The sequence below is a fragment of the Paenarthrobacter nicotinovorans genome, assembly GCF_007670255.1.
Taxonomy (GTDB): domain Bacteria; phylum Actinomycetota; class Actinomycetes; order Actinomycetales; family Micrococcaceae; genus Arthrobacter; species Arthrobacter nicotinovorans_B.
The window spans coordinates 91,727-109,657 of the sequence record NZ_SZVS01000007.1; the positions used below are offsets into that span (position 1 = coordinate 91,727).

Annotated in this window: 16 protein-coding genes; 8 read left to right on the plus strand and 8 right to left on the minus strand. The window is 65.1% G+C overall.

What is annotated here, in order from left to right; genetic code table 11:
- Positions 1 to 40: 40 nt before the first annotated feature.
- From FDP28_RS12385 to FDP28_RS12395, 3 genes are all read left to right on the plus strand, one after another.
- Entirely contained in the window at positions 41 to 628 is a 588-nt protein-coding gene (locus tag FDP28_RS12385) for a MarR family winged helix-turn-helix transcriptional regulator (protein WP_144661744.1), read from the plus strand.
- Positions 629 to 759: 131 nt separating this feature from the next.
- Entirely contained in the window at positions 760 to 1,866 is a 1,107-nt protein-coding gene (locus FDP28_RS12390) for an EAL domain-containing protein (protein ID WP_144661745.1), read from the plus strand.
- A 106-nt stretch (positions 1,867 to 1,972) separates the two neighbouring features.
- On the plus strand, positions 1,973 to 2,923 hold the full coding sequence (locus tag FDP28_RS12395) for a cation diffusion facilitator family transporter (RefSeq protein ID WP_144661746.1): 951 nt from the start codon (positions 1,973 to 1,975) through the stop codon (positions 2,921 to 2,923).
- 17 nt (positions 2,924 to 2,940) lie between these two features.
- On the opposite strand, the gene FDP28_RS12400 is transcribed toward FDP28_RS12395, so the two are convergent.
- A complete protein-coding gene (locus FDP28_RS12400; RefSeq protein ID WP_144661747.1) occupies positions 2,941 to 3,774 on the minus strand; it encodes a helix-turn-helix transcriptional regulator in 834 nt (277 codons plus the stop codon).
- A gap of 86 nt (positions 3,775 to 3,860) precedes the next feature.
- Between FDP28_RS12400 and ilvD the strand changes: the two genes are divergently transcribed.
- The gene (ilvD, locus tag FDP28_RS12405) at positions 3,861 to 5,723 is read left to right on the plus strand and encodes a dihydroxy-acid dehydratase (RefSeq protein ID WP_144661748.1); all 1,863 of its coding nucleotides are present in this window, start codon (positions 3,861 to 3,863) and stop codon (positions 5,721 to 5,723) included.
- 13 nt (positions 5,724 to 5,736) lie between these two features.
- Here ilvD and FDP28_RS12410 read toward each other — a convergent pair whose 3' ends face one another.
- On the minus strand, positions 5,737 to 7,545 hold the full coding sequence (locus FDP28_RS12410; RefSeq protein ID WP_144661749.1) for a thiamine pyrophosphate-requiring protein: 1,809 nt from the start codon (positions 7,543 to 7,545) through the stop codon (positions 5,737 to 5,739).
- 51 nt (positions 7,546 to 7,596) lie between these two features.
- Complete coding sequence (locus FDP28_RS12415) at positions 7,597 to 8,466, minus strand: LysR family transcriptional regulator (RefSeq protein WP_260842457.1); 870 nt, start codon at positions 8,464 to 8,466, stop codon at positions 7,597 to 7,599.
- A 417-nt stretch (positions 8,467 to 8,883) separates the two neighbouring features.
- On the opposite strand from FDP28_RS12415, the gene FDP28_RS20785 reads away from it, so the two are divergent.
- On the plus strand, positions 8,884 to 9,339 hold the full coding sequence (locus tag FDP28_RS20785) for an EamA family transporter (protein ID WP_260842458.1): 456 nt from the start codon (positions 8,884 to 8,886) through the stop codon (positions 9,337 to 9,339).
- A gap of 41 nt (positions 9,340 to 9,380) precedes the next feature.
- Here the strand turns inward: FDP28_RS20785 and FDP28_RS12425 are convergent, their stop codons facing one another.
- On the minus strand, positions 9,381 to 10,427 hold the full coding sequence (locus FDP28_RS12425) for a LacI family DNA-binding transcriptional regulator (RefSeq protein WP_144661750.1): 1,047 nt from the start codon (positions 10,425 to 10,427) through the stop codon (positions 9,381 to 9,383).
- Between the two features lie 249 nt (positions 10,428 to 10,676).
- On the opposite strand from FDP28_RS12425, the gene FDP28_RS12430 reads away from it, so the two are divergent.
- The gene (locus tag FDP28_RS12430; protein WP_144661751.1) at positions 10,677 to 11,891 is read left to right on the plus strand and encodes a Gfo/Idh/MocA family protein; all 1,215 of its coding nucleotides are present in this window, start codon (positions 10,677 to 10,679) and stop codon (positions 11,889 to 11,891) included.
- 1 nt (position 11,892) lies between these two features.
- Complete coding sequence (locus FDP28_RS12435) at positions 11,893 to 12,888, plus strand: Gfo/Idh/MocA family protein (protein WP_144661752.1); 996 nt, start codon at positions 11,893 to 11,895, stop codon at positions 12,886 to 12,888.
- Positions 12,889 to 12,946: 58 nt separating this feature from the next.
- On the opposite strand, the gene FDP28_RS12440 is transcribed toward FDP28_RS12435, so the two are convergent.
- Both FDP28_RS12440 and FDP28_RS12445 read right to left on the minus strand, forming a co-directional pair.
- Complete coding sequence (locus FDP28_RS12440; RefSeq protein WP_144661753.1) at positions 12,947 to 13,741, minus strand: TIM barrel protein; 795 nt, start codon at positions 13,739 to 13,741, stop codon at positions 12,947 to 12,949.
- The gene (locus FDP28_RS12445; RefSeq protein WP_144661754.1) at positions 13,738 to 14,898 is read right to left on the minus strand and encodes a Gfo/Idh/MocA family oxidoreductase; all 1,161 of its coding nucleotides are present in this window, start codon (positions 14,896 to 14,898) and stop codon (positions 13,738 to 13,740) included. Before FDP28_RS12445 ends, FDP28_RS12440 begins: the two co-directional genes overlap by 4 nt.
- A gap of 478 nt (positions 14,899 to 15,376) precedes the next feature.
- Here FDP28_RS12445 and FDP28_RS12450 point away from each other — a divergent pair, with 478 nt between their 5' ends.
- Positions 15,377 to 16,363 (plus strand): LacI family DNA-binding transcriptional regulator, encoded by a 987-nt coding sequence (locus FDP28_RS12450; RefSeq protein WP_144661755.1) that lies wholly within the window; start codon positions 15,377 to 15,379, stop codon positions 16,361 to 16,363.
- A 15-nt stretch (positions 16,364 to 16,378) separates the two neighbouring features.
- On the opposite strand, the gene FDP28_RS12455 is transcribed toward FDP28_RS12450, so the two are convergent.
- On the minus strand, positions 16,379 to 17,674 hold the full coding sequence (locus FDP28_RS12455; protein WP_144661756.1) for an MFS transporter: 1,296 nt from the start codon (positions 17,672 to 17,674) through the stop codon (positions 16,379 to 16,381).
- A 71-nt stretch (positions 17,675 to 17,745) separates the two neighbouring features.
- The gene (locus FDP28_RS20565; protein WP_186313619.1) at positions 17,746 to 17,913 is read right to left on the minus strand and encodes a hypothetical protein; all 168 of its coding nucleotides are present in this window, start codon (positions 17,911 to 17,913) and stop codon (positions 17,746 to 17,748) included.
- Positions 17,914 to 17,931 lie beyond the last annotated feature (18 nt).

The following is a 17,931-nucleotide window of genomic DNA, read 5'->3' on the forward strand; positions in this document are numbered from 1 at the left end:
AAAGGCTACCATGTAAGAAGTTGGGTGTAACATACTCAGCATGTCCAGTCCTGAAGAAATGCCGGAGACTTCCGGCTTCCCGGCGCCGGCCGGGATCTATCACCTGGACGCGAACGATCCCCATCACCAATTGGTTGACCGAGCCGGTCTTTCGGACGCCGATGTCCGGCAGATCAGCGCACTCATGGCCTCGCTGGGAAGGCTCCGCGATGCCGAACAGCGGCTCGCCGATGCTTCCCTCCGTTACATGAAGTTGAACCAGTCCGACATGCGCGCACTGCATTACCTCATCGTCTGCGCCAACCAGGGCGTCATCGCCACCCCCGGAGCGATAGCCTCCCACCTGAATATTTCGACGGCGTCCACCACCAAGCTGCTCGACCGGCTCGAACGCGCGGGCCACGTCGCCAGGCGCGCGCACCCGTCCGACCGCAGGGCCCTGGCCATCGCCATTACCCCGGAAACCCACGCCGCGGCCATGCGGACCGTGGGCAAACAGCAGGCCGGGCGGTTCCTGGCGGCCGCACGACTCGCCCCGGAGGAGCGCGAGGTCGTGACACGGTTCCTGGACGACATGGCGGGGGAGATCGACGTCGGAGATGCGTCCTGGGCTGCGACCTCCGGCTAACGACCCTGCGATTTAGGTCCGAAGTGTGAGCCAGCTGACATTTTTCTCTGTAAGATTCGAGGCAAGGCCCGCATGCGGCGGGCGGCAGTTGTCTGGCTTGACCAGCGGGGGACACACAAAAGGAATAATTGATGGCTCAAGAAGCGGGCTCTCTTTCACCGGATAATGACGCGCACGGCAGTAAACAGGAGGGCTCGGGGGAGATGCCCTTCGCGGACGAAATGACCATGCGGGCTCAGGTCCTGGACATCATCGAGTCCATTCTTGAGGACGCCGAACCACGCAGCGAGGGAGCCAGGAACAGGCTTCGTGAGCTGCTCGAGGCCCGTCCGGATGATCCCGAGGGAGCACTGCTGCAGCACTTGCTGCTCACCCGCAAGGCAACACAGCCTGCAGCTGCAGTCCCGGTGCAGCTTGAGCACGCCAACCTCCACCTGGAATCGTCCGATGCTTCGAAGACGGTCCTGGTTCCCGTCAGCCACGACGTCCGTGCCGGCATTCAATCCGTCCTGGCAGACAAGCTTCTCTTGACCGCTTTCCAGCCCGTCCATTCCCTTCCCCAGGGCGAGCCGATCGGCGTCGAGGCCTTGACCCGGTTCATTGGTGAGGACGGGGCCGGTGCCGACGTCTGGTTCAGCGAAGCTGCCGCTGCGGGACTGGGAACCGAGCTTGAGATAGCTGCACTGCATTGCGCGCTGATGGCCGCGCACGACGTCCCGGAAAACATGTTCGTCGCGCTGAACCTAACCCCGGCCACCTCACGCGATCCCCGGGTGCGGAACCTGCTTGCGGCTGCTGCCCTGGCCCCGGAAAGAATTATCGTTGAATTGACCGGTGGCCTTGAAGCGATCGCGGCCCAACCGGACGGTGAAGGCCTCGAACAGCTGCGTGCCCTGGGGCTGCGGGTTTCGATCAGTGCCTGGGGCGCTGCCCTGGTTTCGTTGGACAGCATTGAACAACTCCGTCCCGACATCATCAAGCTGGATCGCCACCTGATCGAAGGAATCGCAAGCAACGAGGGACAGAAGCTCCGTGCCCGTGCCATCGTGGCGCTGGCCCGCGAGATCGGTGCGGACGTCCACGCGCAGGGCATCGAAACGGCCGAGGAACTCCAGGAAGTCACGTCCCTGGGCATTACCGCTGCGCAGGGCTACTTGCTGGGACGCCCGTCGGTCCATCCGCTGGACTGGTCGGCCTGGAGCGTCCGCGCGCAGACGGAACCTCAGCGCGCGGGCTGACTATCGGCTTAACGACGACGCCGGTCCTCACCAGGGCGGCGCCCCATCTGCGCGGGTCCTCGCCTGTGCGGCGCTTATCCGGGCTTGTAATGGGTACGGTATCCCTATGGCTGCATCCCGGGAAAAGGCGGACACCGGTTCCACCCTGCTGACCGTCATCATTGCCTTCGCGGCGAACACCTTGGTTGCCGCCGCCAAATCCGTGGCGGCCGCACTCACGGGATCTGCGTCCATGACTGCCGAGGCCGCGCACTCCTGGGCGGACACCGGAAACCAGGTGTTCCTCTTCATGGCCGAGCGCCGATCACAACGTCCCCGGGATAAGGGCCACCCCATGGGATATGGGCGCGAAGCCTATGTCTGGTCCATGTTCGCGGCCTTCGGGCTGTTCACCGCAGGGGCCGTGGTCTCCATCATGCACGGGATCCAGCAGATCATTGATCCGGAGCCGGCATCGGACTTCCTGATTGCCTATCTGGTGTTGGCCGTGGCCTTTGTCCTGGAAGGTTTTTCCTTCGTCCAGGCCTTCCGCCAGACCCGGAAGGCGGCCAGGGAGTTGGAACGCAGAACCTTGGAGCAGGTCTTGGTCAGCTCCGATCCGACGCTGCGCGCGGTTTTCGCCGAGGATGCCGCCGCGCTGGTTGGCCTGGTCATCGCCTTTATCGGAGTGTTCCTCCATCAGGTCACGGGATCGCCGGTCCCGGACGCTGTCGGCTCGATCGTGGTCGGCGTCCTTTTGGCGGTTGTTGCCGTGGTGCTGATCGACCGCAACCGACGGTTCCTTGTGGGCCAGGGGGTTACCCCGGACATCGAACGTTCCATGGGCCGGCAGTTGCTGGAGCACAAGGACATCGCCCGGCTCACGTACCTGCATCTGGAGTTCGTCGGCCCCCGCAAGCTCTACCTCGTGGCAGCTGTGGATCTCCAGGGCGACCATCCGGAACATGAGGTCGCCGTCGTGCTGCGCAGGATCGAGAGCGAGCTGGAGGGACATCAAACCGTGGAGGAGGCAGTGTTGACGCTGGCCACCCCGGATGAAGTGTCGCTGAAGCTATAGCGCTGTTTCAGGAACCGCTACGACGCCGTCTCCATCAACCGTTGCATCTGCTCGCCGGCGTCACTCCCGGGTGCCGGGGTGTAGACGACGATATGCAGGTCTGGGCGGTCCGACGGCGACACCTGGTGGTGCTCGAGCTGCAGCACTCCTACAGCCGGATGATGGAAGAGCCGTTCACGGGATTCGAAGCCGAGGATGTCGTAGCGGTCCCAGCTCTCCTGGAACTCCGGGCTGGCCTCCTTGAGCCGTTCCACTTGGTAGGCGACGTCCGGATCACCCAGGCGTTGCCCTGTTTCGGCCCGGAATTCGGCGAGGAACCTTTTGCTGGTGACATCCCAGTCCGGCAGCAGGTCCCGGACATAGGGGTCCGTGAACACCAGCCACAAAAGGTTCCTGTCGGCGGCGTCGAACGTTCCGATGTTTGGATACAGCGCCTCATAGGCGCGGTTCCACCCGGCCACGCCCCAATCAGGGGAAAGAGCGTAGGAAGGGTTGGGGTCCAGAGCGTCCAGCAGGCGCTGCACGTGGGCGGGCGCATCAGCGGCCACGGGCCCCTTGGGCAACGCTGAGGAGTAGCCACCCAACGAGAGCACATAGCCCAATCCTGTATCGGAGAGGTGCAAGGCGCGGGCAACCGATTCCAGGACCTGCCGGGAGGGGCTGATATCGCGGCCCTGCTCCAGCCAGGTGTACCAGGTAACGCTGACACCGGAGAGAAAGGCGACCTCCTCCCGTCGGAGCCCACGCTCGCGGGAGCGCCCCACAGGAGGGAGCCCGTAGTCCGAGCGCAGTGCCTGGTTCCGGCGGGTCCTGAGGTAGAGCCCCAGTTCCTTGCGTCTCTCGTCTTTCACGCTGACAACACTATTACTCTGGTACTTTCAGTACTAGTAGCGACACCGTCTTCCCGGGACCCGCCACGACAAGCAGGATGGTACTCATGCCTGCACTTCGCTCTAAAACAGTTACCCATGGCCGCAACATGGCCGGCGCCCGCGCACTGCTGCGCGCCTCCGGCGTCGCCAACTCCGATATCGGCAAGCCGATCATCGCCGTGGCCAACTCCTTCACCGAGTTCGTCCCCGGCCACACGCACCTGGCACCCGTGGGCAGGATCGTCTCCGACGCGATCCTTGCTGCCGGAGCCGTTCCGCGTGAGTTCAACACCATTGCCGTGGACGACGGCATCGCCATGGGCCACTCAGGCATGCTCTATTCGCTGCCCTCCCGCGACCTGATCGCAGACTCTGTTGAGTACATGGTCAACGCGCACTGCGCCGATGCCCTGGTCTGCATCTCCAATTGCGACAAGATCACCCCCGGCATGCTCATGGCCGCGCTGCGCCTGAACATCCCGGTGGTGTTCGTTTCCGGTGGGCCCATGGAGGCCGGCCGCGTGACCCTGACTGACGGCTCCGTGCGCTCCTTGGACCTGGTGAACGCGATCGCCGACGCCGTGGACGAGTCCATCTCCGATGAAGACATCAACCTCATCGAAGAGAACGCCTGCCCCACCTGTGGTTCCTGTTCCGGCATGTTCACGGCCAACTCCATGAACTGCCTTGCCGAGGCCATTGGCCTGGCCCTGCCGGGCAACGGCTCGGTGCTCGCCACGCACACCGCCCGCAAGGCGCTCTATGAGAAGGCCGGCGCCACCATCGTCGACCTCGTCAAGCGCTATTACGACGGCGACGACGACTCCGTACTGCCGCGCTCGATCGCCACCGCAGAGGCCTTCGACAACGCCATGGCGCTCGACATCTCCATGGGCGGCTCCACCAACACCATCCTGCACCTGCTGGCTGCGGCCCAGGAAGCAGGCGTGGACTACGGCCTGGCCGAGATGGACGCCAAGTCCCGCCAGGTGCCGTGCCTTGCCAAGGTGGCTCCGAACGTCGCCGGAAACAAGACCTACTACATGGAGGATGTGCACCGCGCCGGTGGCATCCCGGCACTGCTCGGTGAGCTGAACCGCGGCGGCCTCCTGCACAAGAACGTCCACTCAGTGCACTCCAACGACCTCGACGGATGGCTGGATGACTGGGACATCCGCGGCGGCAAGGCCACCGAGGAAGCCCAGGCCCTGTGGCACGCCGCTCCCGGTGGCGTCCGATCCTCCACGGCTTTCTCGCAGTCGAACGTGTGGACCTCCCTGGACACCGACGCCGAGGGTGGCTGCATCCGCTCCGTGGAGCACGCCTTCTCCAAGGACGGCGGCCTTGCCGTGCTGCGCGGCAACATCGCCGTGGACGGTGCCGTGGTGAAGACCGCAGGCGTGGACGAGTCCATCTGGAAGTTCGAAGGGCCCGCCATTGTGTGCGAGTCGCAGGACGAGGCCGTTGAAATGATCCTGAACAAGACCGTCAAGGAAGGCGACGTAGTGGTCATCCGCTACGAAGGCCCCCGTGGCGGTCCGGGCATGCAGGAAATGCTCTACCCGACGTCCTTCCTCAAGGGCCGTGGCCTGGGCAAGAAGTGCGCCCTCATCACGGACGGCCGCTTCTCCGGCGGTACCTCCGGCCTGTCTATCGGCCACATCTCACCGGAGGCTGCCTCCGGTGGCGAGATCGCCCTGGTGGAGAACGGCGACATCATCAGCATCGACATCACCCAGCGTTCGCTGGAGCTGAAGGTCTCCGAGGAGATCCTGGCCGAGCGCCGCGAGAAGCTCCTGGTCAACGGCGGCTACAAGCCCAAGAACCGCGACCGCCAGGTGTCCCCGGCGCTGCGCGCCTACGCTGCCATGGCATTGTCCGCTGACAAGGGCGCCGTTCGCGACGTCTCCCTGGTGGAGAACCTCTAGTACCGGAAAGCCCCTAGCTCCGGAGTTTCGTCTCACCCTCGGCATAGCTGTCCAGCAGTTTGCGTGCATGCTCGCCGAGGGGACCCTCCTGGGACAGGGCGGACCTCATGCCCTCAAGCTTCTCCTCTCCTGCCGGGAAGGGGGGAAGCAGGGGGATGTTGGGGTCCGTCCTGACCTCCAGGATCACGGGCCGGTCAGCAGTAAGCGCGAAGTCCCAGGCCTCGCCAAGTTTGCCGGGGTCCTCCACGCGCACCCCGGCCAAGCCCAGCAATTCGCCATAGGCGGCGAAGGGGAAATCCGGAAGTTCCTGGCTGGCGGGGAATCGCGGTTCGGCCTCGGTTTCGCGCTGCTCCCAGGAGACCTCGGCCAAGTCACGGTTGTTGAAGACGCACACCACGAACCGTGGATCCGCCCAGCTCCGCCAGCGATGCGCCACGGTGATCAGCTCCGCCACTCCCAGCATCTGCATGCCGCCGTCGCCTGCCAATGCCACGAGTGGCCGGTCGGGGTGTGCGAGCTTGGCGGCAAGGCCATACGGAATGGCGCAGCCCATGCTGGCGAGTGTGCCGCTGAGGTGGGCGGGGACTCCCGGCGGGAGGACCAATTGGCGCGCGTACCAGTAAACGCAACTGCCGACGTCGATACTCAGCTGGGCATCATCGGGGAGCCTTCCGCTGAGCTCGCGGACCACCAACTCCGGGTTTACCGGCTCGGCAGGAAGGTTGGCGCGTTCCTCTGAAAGGTGCCGCCATGCGCTGACCTGGGTTTCGACGTCGGAACGCCACTGGGCGCGCTGGCTTTCCTTCTCCTGCTGCTTGGCATCGAGGCGGACGGACAACTGTTGCAGGGTTTCCGCTGCGTCGCCCACCAGGCCCAGCTCCACCGGGTAGCGGTTGGCGATCTTGCGTCCGTCGATGTCGATCTGGACCGCCCTGGCCTGTCCCGGTTTGGGGTAGAACTCGGTCCAGGGGTCATTGGATCCGATGATCAGCAGGGTGTCGCAGTTCTCCAGGAGATACGCGCTGGCCGTGGTGCCGAGATGGCCCATGGTGCCGACGGCGAAGGGGAGGGTTTCGTCCACATAGGGTTTGCCGAGCAGGCTGGTGGTGACGCCGGCGTTGAGCTTTTCTGCCAGCTGAATCACTTCGTCCTGGGCTTTCCTTGCGCCCTGGCCAACGAAGAAGGCAATCCGCTCACCTTGGGAGAGGATTTCGACGGCGGCCTCCAGTTCTTCCTCGCGGGGCATCACGCGGGCGGGGTGCCACACGGGGGCTGTCACCACGATGCCGTGTTCGGGCTCGAGCTCCGGGGCCTCTGCGGTTTGGAGGTCGTGCGGGACGATGACCACGCACGGTGTGCGGGTTTCCAGGGCTGTGCGGAAGGCCCGGTCGATCAGCATCGGAATCTGCTCCGCGGAACTGGCCAGTTGCGCGAACTGGGCGGCAACGTCCTTGAAGAGCGTGAGCAGGTCGATTTCCTGCATGTACGCCGAACCCAGCACGGTCCGGCTCTGTTGTCCGATGATCGCGACTACTGGAACGCCGTCCATTTTCGCGTCGTAGAGCCCGTTGAGCAGGTGGACCGCACCCGGGCCTTGGGTGGAGGTGACCACGCCGACACCCCCGGTGTACTTCCCGTGGCCCACTGCCATGAATGCTGCAGCTTCTTCGTGTCGGGCCTGGACGAACTCCACCTCGCCTTCGGTGCGGCGCAGGGCTCCCATGAAGCCGTTGATGCCGTCGCCGCTGTAGCCGAATACCCTGTCAACGCCCCAAGCCTTGAGCCGTTCCACGATCAGATCCGAAACCGTTCGCTGAGTCATGTCCCTATAGTAAGCATACTGATGGATTTTGCGGCAGGCGGGAGAGGGCGGTCAGGCGTAGACGAACTCGAGGAGCTGAACGATCGAGGGGCACTCCCGCGGGGGATCCTTCGTCAGCCAGGCCGCGTACACGGGGAGCGCTGGAGCGTCCCTGACCGGGCGATAAACGACGCCGCGCCGGCGGTATTGGTGAGCTGTGGACTCTGCCGTGATCCCGCGGGCGGAACCGCTGCCGATGACCGTCAACCAATCGTCGATGTCACTGATGGAAATCACTTCCTGTGGCCGTATCTCCGCGGGCCAGAGCTCAAGAGTGGTGCTTCCGGTGCGCAAATCCGTTGCCACCGGACCCGCGGCAATCTGGGCCAGGCTGACGCTCCGCCGTGAGGCCAGGGAATCGTCTGCGGAGAGGGCGCAGTAGCGCTTTTCCTCGCCGATCCGGACATGTTCGACGCCGGTCGCCACCGGAAGGCGACGAAGGATGGCAAGGTCTGTGGTTCCGTCCAGCAGTCCGCCGCTGGGTGTGTTGGAGCGGACAAGTTGCAACTCCGTGGCGGGGAAGCGTTCCCGCCACTGGCGCTGGAACGCGGTGGTGTGCTCACCCAGCGCTGACCAGGCGTAGCCGATCCGCACCAGTCCGGCGTCGCCCCGGGCTTCGCGTTCAAGTTCTGACAGCAGCGCCAGGATCCGCCGGGCCTTCGCGAGCGCACGCTCACCGGCAGGGGTCAGTTTGACCATGCGCGTTGTCCGCTCCAGCAGCGTAGCGCCGATGACCTGCTCAAGGGCTGCGATGTTGCGTGAAACGGCTGCTTGCGACATCCGCAGGGCGATGGCGGCATCCGTAAATGTCCCCTCATCAACTACTGCTGCCAAGCACCGCAACTGCCGCACTTCCACATCCATGTGGTCCATCTTATTCATGCATTTTGCGTATAAATAGGGCCATTCATGCATTTAGCGGATGAGTCCTTCCGGCGCACACTCTCACCATGAACAGAAGCGCAGCGGCGGGCGGAACCGCCACCCTGGTGGCCAGTGCTCTCTCCAACCAACTCGGAGCGGCGACGGGATCCCTGGCGTTTCCCGTGATGGGGCCGGTGGGCGTGGTGGCCGTCCGCCAGCTCGTGGCAGCAGCCGTCCTGCTTCCGACCGTGCGACCCAAGCTGCGCGAGCTGAGCTGGCAGCAATGGTGGCCCGTGCTCCTGTTGGCGCTCTCGTTCGGAACCATGAACCTCGGACTGTACGCCTCCATCCAAAGGATCGGCCTGGGCCTTGCTGTGACCCTGGAGTTTTTGGGACCCCTGGCTGTGGCCCTGATCAGCTCGAGGCAGAAGGCGGGTGCTCATTACCCGCCCCGAAGCATCCACCGACTTCGTGGGCATTGGCTTCGGCTTGATGGCAGCATGCAGTTGGGCTGCCTACATTCTCCTCAACCGGGTGGTGGGCCGTCGCATCCAAGGCATCCAGGGCACGGCTGCCGCTTCGGGGGTGTCGGCGACGCTCTTCCTGCCTGTCGCCGTCGTCGTTTTCCTGAGCCGGCCAGTGGACGGTCTGGCGGTCCTGTGCGCCGTGGGTGCGGGCGTCCTGGCCTCGGTTCTGCCTTACGTGGCAGACCTGATTGCCCTGCGGCGTGTCCCGGCGAGCCTCTTCGGCATCCTGATGAGCGTCAATCCCGTGTTCGCCGCGGTCATCGGAGCGCTGGTGCTGGGGCAGGAGCTGGAGTGGATGCAGTGGGCGGGAATTGCTTTGATCGTGGCCGCCAACGTGGGCGTGCTGCTGCTGGGTCGGCGGTAGGGGCTCGGCCATGAAGAGGCGTGGCCAGGAAGGGAGTGTGGCTACGAGGGCGCGTCACCCGAGGATCCCCGAACTTGCAGTTGCGAGGGCACTTGGTGAACCCTTCCGGGCAAGTCCGGTGCGGCAAGGCGCTCCAGGATGAACTTTCCGGCCTCGACGCCCACAGCCAGGTTGCCGTTGTCCACTGAGGTCAGGGAGAGGTGCCGGATCTTGGCCAGGTAGGTGTTGTCGTAGCCCACGAGTGAGAGGTCTTCGGGCACGGACAGGCCAAGGTCGTCGGCCGCGGACAGTGCGCCAATGCAGGCGATGTCGTTGTAGGCAAAGATCGCGGTTGGCTTGTCTTTTCCGGACAAGAGCCGACTGGCGGCGGCGTAGGCGCTTTCCTCGCTCACGCCGCCGGACACCACAACCGGCTCGAGTCCGGCGTCGCGCATGGTCCGTTCGAACGATTCCCGCCGGATTCTGCCTACCTCGGCAGGGCCTTGCAGGTGTGCGATCCTCCGGTGCCCCAGTGCAAGGAGGTGTTCAGTGGCCTGGCGCGCACCGGCGTCGTCATCATTGACGACTATATCGACGCCGGGCAGCACCGGCTCCCGCGTTCCGGCCAGGACCACCGGGATGCCCTGGGCGGCCTTCTCAATCGCGGCAGACTCCGTGGTAGTTCCGACCACCACGAGTCCGTCAATCCGCTGCTCCAGCAGGGTCTCCACGGAACTGCGGCCTACCCGGTTGTCGGTGTAGGAGTCTGCCAGGACCGGTGAAACCCCCGCTGCATGCAGTGATGCCGTGAGCCCCTCCAGCAACTCCACGAACCAGGGGTTGCGGATGTCGTTGAGCATCACCCCGATGGTTCCGCTTCTCGGGCCGGACAGGCGTTGGGCCAGTCTGTTGGGTCGGTAGCCCAATTGCTCCATGGCTTCCAGGACGGCCCGACGGCGGCTCTCACTCACGTTCGGCGAGCCCTGAAGGACCAGTGAGACCAGGGATTTGGAGACCCCCGCAGCGCTCGCGACATCGCGGATGGTGGGCTTGGTGGGCTGCGCTTTCGGCACGTCGGTCACTGTGCTGCTTTCCTTTTTGACGTGCATGAGCCACCTTCCTGAGGCGCGCTGACCGGATCAACCTCCACGAAGCGGCAGAGGGCTACCACCTTCTTATCCAATTGGTGGGCTATTACCTATGTCCCGGGTGAAAGTAGGTGAAACTGGTGAAACCTCCAACATCTTAGCAATGCCGTCGAGCTCAGGCCCTTAGCGAAAAGGATTGACGTCACGGGTCTTCTGCATCCATTATGGACCGGTCCAAGTAAATTCCAAAGAGTCAATGAGGATCTTTCAATGAGTGCACCGAATTCGCGGCAATTGGTCGCCGGAATGGTCGGAGGCGGTCCGGGCGCCGACATCGGCAAGACCCACCGCTATGCCATGCGGCTGGACGGCCACTACGATCTCCGGGCCGGTATCTTCGGGCGGGATAAGAGCAGTTCCCAGGCCACCGCCGTCGAACTCGGCGTGGAACCGGACCGCAACTACGGCGACATCCAGGCGATGGCCGCCGCCGAAGCCGCCCGGGAAGACGGCGTGGATGTGGTGGTGGTCGCGACCCCGAACGACAGCCACTTCGAGATCGCGCGGACGTTCCTGCAAAAGGGCATCTCCGTGGTGTGCGAAAAGCCGCTGACCCGGGATTCCGCAACCGCGGCCGAGCTGGTCCGGGTTGCCGGGGAGAACAATGCCATCCTGGCTGTCCCGCACTGCTACTCGGCCTACGCCATGGTCCGCCAGGCGGCCCGGATGGTGCGCGATGGCGAGCTGGGCGCCATCCGCTTTGTCGACGTAGAGCATGCCTCCGGTTGGGCAGCAACGCCGCTCGAGAACGGGGGCCACAAGCAGGCCAAGTGGCGCACGAATCCGGACATTGCCGGCTTCCCGAGTGTCGTCGGCGACCTCGGAACGCACGCCTTCCACCTGCTCCGCTACATCACTGGCCTCGAAGCCGAGCGCCTGTCCGGCCGCCTGCAGACGTTCGTGCCGGGGCGTCGCGTTTTCGATAACGCCACTGTGGAGCTGCAACTGACAGGCAACGTTCCAGCCCGTCTGTGGGCCAGCATGGCTGCGACCGGCCACAACCACGGCCTCCGCATCCGGGTGTACGGCGAGAAGGGCAGCCTGGAATGGCAGCACGAGGACCCGCACCACCTCACGGTCCAGGACCTCGACGGCGCCACCACCATCCTGACCCACGGGCTCAGCACCCTGCACGACGACGCGTCCCGGCTCACGCGCGTCGGCCTGGGCCATCCGGAGGGATTCCTTGAGGCCTTCGCCAATTTCTACTCGGACCTCGCCGAGGTGCTGCGCGCCCGACGCGACGGCACAGATCTGCCCGGGCGTGAACTGTCCTTCCCCACCGGCATCGACGGCTTGATCGGTGTCCAGTTCGTCGAGGCCGTCGCTGCCTCGCACCACGAAGACTCCGCGTGGAAAATCCCAGCGTTCGCCGTGAAGCAATCCGCCCCGGAGCGATCCGCCCTGAAGAAAGCAGTAGTCTGACATGCCCCGTTTCGCCCTTATCGGAGCCGGCTTCATCGGTTCCGTTCACGCCGCCAACCTCGCAGCCCACCCGGCGATCGACTTCCGGCTGGTGTACGACGTCGACCAGCAGCGCGCACAAGCCCTCGCCGCCGCGCATGGCGCCTCGGCCGCAACGACTCTCGAGGAGGTCTTTGATCCTGAGGTGATCGACGCCGTCTTCATCGCCTCCTCCACCGATACCCACGCCGGGCACCTTCGTCGGGCAGCCGCCGTCGGAATTGCAGCCCTGTGCGAGAAGCCGATCGACCTTGACCTGGACCGGGCACGCGAGACCGCCGCCTTCGCGCAGGAAAGCGGCGTGCCCGTCATGGTGGACTTCAACCGCCGCTTCGACCGCGACTACGCCGAGCTCAAGCGCGTAGTGGACTCCGGCGAGATCGGCACAGTGGAACTCATCCAGCTCACGTCGCGGGGCCCGTCCATGCCGCCGTTGTCCTATATCGCTGTCTCCGGTGGGCAGATGCGCGACCAAACCGTGCACTTCTTCGACCTGGCGCGTTGGCTCTCCGGCCTGGACCCGGTGGAGGTTTTCGCCACCGGCTCGGCTTTGGCGGAGCCCGGCATCACCGAGTACGACGACGTCGACACCTCCGCGGTCACGTTGCGGCTCCCCGGCGGGGCGTTGGTCCAGATCGATTCCGTGCGCCGCACCGGCTACGGCTACGACGAGCGGATCGAGATCATGGGCTCCGAGGGGATGGTGGAAGCACGCCGGCACCGGAACGGGGCGGTGTCCCGGTATTCGGGCACATCCGTGGTGGACGACGGACTCCACCCGGGCTGGTTCGAGCGTGTGCAGCCGACGTATGCCGCGGCACTCGCAGCGTTCGTGTCTTCCCTGGACGGAGGCGCCGCCCCGACCCCTTCCCTTGAGGACGGACTGAAAGCCCAGGCCATTGCCGAGGCTGCCGTGCTTTCCCTCCGCTCCGGACGACTGGAACCCATCAAGTACTGAACCCAAGTAGGGGACAGCACATGTCGCACTGGGTGCTCGTAGCGACGTTTGCTGTCCCCTACTTGGGGGAGAAGGCGGCGCGGAAGGCGGCCAAGGCTGCATCTCCCGCTTCGACGCTCTCCCCGCCCACGGCTGCGGCTTCCATGCCGATCACGCCCGTATATCCAGCCTCACGGAGTGCCTTGGCGATGATCGGGTAATTGATCTCCCCGGTCCCAGGCTCGAAGCGTCCGGGTACGTCGGCCACCTGGATCTCGCCGGTGAATGGTTGGGCCGCGCGGACCAGCTCGATCAGGTTCCCCTCGCCGATCTGTGCGTGATAGAGGTCCAGCATCATCTTGACGTTCGGATGATCCACGGCCCGGACCAGGGCAAGTGTGTCCTTCGCCCGGGCAAGCGGAATGCCGGGGTGGTCAAGGATCGTGTTGAGGTTCTCCAGGGCCAAGATTATGCCGTGCTTTTCGCCTAAAGTGCCGAGCTTCTCCAGCGTGCGGAGTCCGGTCAGCCACATTTCTCCCGACGAACGGTGGATTGGCCGGACCGCACGCCCGCCTTCCCCCAGCTCGGCCGGGTGGACGACCATCCGCTCGACTCCGAGTTCCAGGGCGGTCGGGATCAGCTTTTCCGCCGAGGCCAGGACTTCATGCGCGGTCAAGGGGTCGATCACGCTGCCACCGAAGTAGCCGCTCATCGATGAGAACCTGGCACCTGTGGCTCCTAGCGCTGCAATGTCCCGCCCGCGGGTGTCCCACAGCTCCACATCGAAGCCCTGCTTATGGATCCTGTGCACGCGGTCGATGAGCGGCAGTTCCCCGTAGACCATCTCAGCGCAGACGGCTAGGCGAAAGCTCATGCGCAGGCTCCTTGGAGGACGAGGGCCGGCTCCGCAGCCTGGAGTTCTGCGATCTCCGAAACCTCAACCGGCAGCCCGGTCTCCGCGGATTTGAATGCAGCCAAAGCAACGGCCAGGGCATTCCTCGCATCAACGCCACCCGGCGCTGCCGCGGAGGAAGCTGCGACGGCGGCAGGCGGGGCGGCCGCCGTCGTGCGTTCTCCCGCGTAGCCGCGTCGTGCTGCGACGTCGTCCGCAAAGTGCGCCAGCTCCGCCGTGTAGGCGTCGTGGAAGAGGTGGATGTTCAGGCGGGACGTCCCGGAGGTGATGCCTGCTGCGGTGTAGCTGGTGGCATTCGTGGCCTGCGGCGTTCCGGCGGTGACCATGCCGGCCGACCCAAAGACCTCGCCGCGTACGTCATAGCCGTACAGTGCGTTGAAGTTCGCTTCCGCCACCGCGATTGCGCCGTTGCTGTAGGTGACGGTCACGACGGCGGTATCCAGCAGGCCGCCGGCCTTCGCCTCGGGTGCCACCAGGGCATCGGCGACGGCGTGGACCTTGACGGGGACGGCGCCGGGGTTGAGCCAGTTGAGGGTGTCGAAGTCGTGGATCAGGGTCTCCAGGAAGATGGTCCCCGGCGCGATGCGCTCCGGATTGCTGAGTCCGGCTTCCGTCCCGGGATCGCGGGTCAGGGAGCGGAGCAGCTGGGGTGTGCCCACGGCGCCGTCGTCGATCAGCTTGCGTGCCGCCGCGAAGTCGGCGGAGTAGCGGCGGTTGAAGCCAAAGCGGAGTACGACGCCGGCACTCGCCGCTGCGTCGATGGCTGCGTCCAGTTCCGCGATGGTCCGTCCGCCCGGCTTTTCGCAGAAGACGTCCTTCCCGGCCTGGGCGGCAGCGGTGATCAGCTCGGCGTGGAAACGCAGGGGCGAGGCGATGAGCACAGCGTCAACGTCCGGATCCGCCAGCACATCGGCAACGTCTGTACTGATCTTGGTGATGCCAAGACTTGTGGCAAGCTCCTGAACGGCAGCCAGGACGGGATCGACGATGGCTTCCAAGCGGGCATGGGGGACGCGGCGTGCGATGGACTCGGCGTGGAACCTGCCGATCCAGCCCGCGCCGATCACAGCGATGCGGACGGGGCGGTCTTCGGCTGCCGGGTGCTGGAGGTACGTCATTGGGTCTCCTGTTAGAAGTTCTAGATCGTTCTAGCTCAGCCCATGGTTGCATGATCATGCCCCGACTGTCTAGATCGTTCTAGTGAAGCGTGGGAAACATGCCTGGATCGTTCCGTGATTCGGAAAATACGCCGCAGTCCCCGCGGGAACACCGATTTTTCTGCGAGGGAGTCCGTGCCGAAAAATATTCTTCAGAACTTCGCGTCATGTTTTGGGGTATCGGAGTACATATCCAGTGCCCATGTCATTGACCGCGTACAGCGCCGTTGCCCTTTTCGGCTGCGTCGTGTGTCATCGGCACAGTGGCAGCGATGGGTGTGGCGGGTTCTGGGGCCCGCCCGGGGCGCCATCGCTGCGTGAACGGGCTAGTGCGGTCGGTCGTCTGAGTCGCGACCGACCGCACGACTCGTCAAAGGCCTGCGCCCGGCCGCACCAAGGTAGATCGTTCTATAGACTGGCTCCCGAACAGAGGAGAGCCATGACGGGCAAACGGCCTACCCTGATGGACGTAGCGGAGGCGGCGGGGGTTTCCCGAGCGCTGGTTTCCATCGTGATGCGCGACGTTCCCGGCGCGTCGGATGCCACCCGGCTCAAGGTGCGTAAAGCAGCCCGCGCACTCGGCTACAGACCCGACAGCCGTGCCCGCCTTCTCCGAAGCAGCCGCACGAGGCTCCTGGGCGTCAGCTTCTCCACGGCGCAGGCCTTTCACGCCGAGATCGTGGATGCCGCCTATGCCGGTGCCACGCTCCGGGGCTACGACATTGCCCTCAGCGCCGTGGCCAACGGGCGCTCCGAAGATCGGGCCGTGGAATCGCTGCTGGATCTCGGCTGCGAAGCCCTCATCATGATTTCCCCGACCCTCGCAGAGCAGGAACTCGCCGCCTACGCTGCCCGGGTGCCCGTGGTCAGCCTCCTCCGGGACGACGTCGGCGATTCCGTGGACTCTGTCAGCAGCGACGACGACGCCGGCATCCGCCTGGCGATCGAGCACCTCACCTCACTGGGGCACCGAAACATCGCCCACGTGGACGGCGGCGCGGCAGTCTCGGGGCCGCAACGCAGGAAGGCATTTGAACAGGAGATGGCGCGCCTTGGGCTGCCCGCCCGCGTGATCTCCGGCGGCCCCACCGAAGAAGACGGTTTGCGCGCCGGCCGTGAGCTGCAGCAGGAGCTGCCCACCGCCGTCGTGGCTTTCAACGACCGCTGTGCGCTGGGCGTATGGGAGAGTTTCCGGGCTGCCGGACTGCGGGTCCCGGAGGATGTGTCCATCCTGGGATATGACGACAGCCAATTTGCCCGCCTGAGTTACGTGCAGTTGTCCTCCATCAGCCAGGACGCGCCGCTGCTGGCCCACGCCGCAGTGGACCGCGCCGTCGACCGTTTGGAGGGTACGACGCCGGCCACCCACCTGGTGCGGACACCGCACCTGGTGACCCGCCGCACCACGGGGCCCGCGCCCGTTTAGGGCGACAGCACCCTGCTACACGGCGTCGGGCTGCGTGTCTGTCGTTTCGGTCTCAGCAGGCGTCAGTGGATTCTCGATCTCGTCCGTCATCATCCGGGCCGCGAAGACAGCCACGAACGCCATCAACGGGCACACCAGGCCGGCAACCAGGAAAATCAGCCAGATCGGGACCACCTCGGCCACAGGTCCGGCGAGTGCCATGGACACGGGCATCAAGGCCAGGGAAACAAAGAAATCCAGGCTCGAAATCCGGCCCAACAGATGCCGTGGGACGCGGCGTTGCAGGAGCGTGCCCCAGATGACGGTTCCTATGCCCTCGGTGACTCCGAAAATCAGCATGGCACCTCCGAGCAGCCACACATTGTCCATGAAACCGATCGCGGCTACGGGCAGGCTGCCCAGCCCCCAGGTCACCACCATCACCGTCAGGTAGCGGCGGGGCAGTGGGAACGACGCGGTTGCCAGTGCGGCCACCGCGCTTCCGACGCCCATCACGGCCAGCAGGAAGCCGAACACCCTGGAGTCACCACCGAGCTGGTCGCGGACCACGAAAGGCAGCAGGACCTCGATGGGTCCGATCAGGAAAAGCACTGACAGGCAGGCCCAAATGAGGGTCCAGAGCAGCCAGGGGGTGCGGATGGTGTAGCTGAACCCTTCGCGGAGGTCGCGGAGGAAGGAGCGTGGGACGGCTGTCTCGGACGGTTTTTCGGGACCGTCCAGGCGCTGCCGGCCCAGGAAATTCAGGATCGCGAACGCCAGGAAATGGCACGCAGCCACTCCTGCAACGGCATGTGCCGGCGAGAAGGCCGCCACCAGGATGCCGGCGATCGCGGGTCCGGCAGCCTGTTGGAGGATGGGCCGGACGGTGCCTTCCATGCCGTTTGCCGCCAAGAGGTCCTCCGCTGGCAGGATACGCGGAAGGATGGCTGAGTACGCGGGGAAGAAGAAGGCCTGCCCGACGCCCAGGATGAAGGCGCCGATGGCCAAGTGCCAGAGTTGGAGGACATTGAGCATCGCCAGGAGCGTGACTGTGGCGATCACGGCCAGGTTGGCGCCTTCCACAGCGATGATGAGGAGGCGTTGGGGGAGCCGGTCGGCGGCGATGCCACCTGCCAGCACGAATCCCACCAGCCCCACGCTTGCTGCCGTGGCCACCAACGACAACTCCAGTGGACCCCCGCCCAAGTGGATGACCTCGTAGACCATGGCCACTGCCCACATGCCGGATCCGAAAATGGAGACGGACAGGGCGGAGATCAGCACCCGGAAGTCCCGGTGCACAAAGGGGCGCAGCGCTCTCAGGGCGGCCATTTCACCAGCCTAGACCTGGGTCAGGACGCTGCGTAAGGTTGTCCCGCACCTGAGGCGGGAGGAATGTCAGGTCAAGAAGCGCCCGACGGCGGGGCGTCGCCGTCGTCGATGTCCGGACCTTCGGCCGGGTCCTGGCTGTGCAGGCCGGTATCGTGCGGTTCCCAGCCTTCAGTTTCACCCTCCGCCGGGGCGTCGGTGTGGTGCCGGATGACGTGTTCGTTCTTGTCCGGGGCGTTCATGACGGATACTCCCTGTCC

Coding starts and splice junctions, on each gene's coding strand:
- FDP28_RS12390 (WP_144661745.1), top strand. CDS start 760: ATGGCTCAAGAAGCGGGCTCTCTTTCACCGGATAATGACGCGCACGGC.
- FDP28_RS12435 (WP_144661752.1), top strand. CDS start 11,893: ATGCCCCGTTTCGCCCTTATCGGAGCCGGCTTCATCGGTTCCGTTCAC.
- FDP28_RS12410 (WP_144661749.1), bottom strand. CDS start 7,545: ATGACTCAGCGAACGGTTTCGGATCTGATCGTGGAACGGCTCAAGGCT.
- FDP28_RS12425 (WP_144661750.1), bottom strand. CDS start 10,427: ATGCACGTCAAAAAGGAAAGCAGCACAGTGACCGACGTGCCGAAAGCG.
- FDP28_RS12430 (WP_144661751.1), top strand. CDS start 10,677: ATGAGTGCACCGAATTCGCGGCAATTGGTCGCCGGAATGGTCGGAGGC.
- ilvD (WP_144661748.1), top strand. CDS start 3,861: ATGCCTGCACTTCGCTCTAAAACAGTTACCCATGGCCGCAACATGGCC.
- FDP28_RS12445 (WP_144661754.1), bottom strand. CDS start 14,898: ATGACGTACCTCCAGCACCCGGCAGCCGAAGACCGCCCCGTCCGCATC.
- FDP28_RS12455 (WP_144661756.1), bottom strand. CDS start 17,674: ATGGCCGCCCTGAGAGCGCTGCGCCCCTTTGTGCACCGGGACTTCCGG.
- FDP28_RS12450 (WP_144661755.1), top strand. CDS start 15,377: ATGACGGGCAAACGGCCTACCCTGATGGACGTAGCGGAGGCGGCGGGG.
- FDP28_RS12395 (WP_144661746.1), top strand. CDS start 1,973: ATGGCTGCATCCCGGGAAAAGGCGGACACCGGTTCCACCCTGCTGACC.
- FDP28_RS12385 (WP_144661744.1), top strand. CDS start 41: ATGTCCAGTCCTGAAGAAATGCCGGAGACTTCCGGCTTCCCGGCGCCG.
- FDP28_RS12440 (WP_144661753.1), bottom strand. CDS start 13,741: ATGAGCTTTCGCCTAGCCGTCTGCGCTGAGATGGTCTACGGGGAACTG.
- FDP28_RS20565 (WP_186313619.1), bottom strand. CDS start 17,913: ATGAACGCCCCGGACAAGAACGAACACGTCATCCGGCACCACACCGAC.
- FDP28_RS12415 (WP_260842457.1), bottom strand. CDS start 8,466: ATGAATAAGATGGACCACATGGATGTGGAAGTGCGGCAGTTGCGGTGC.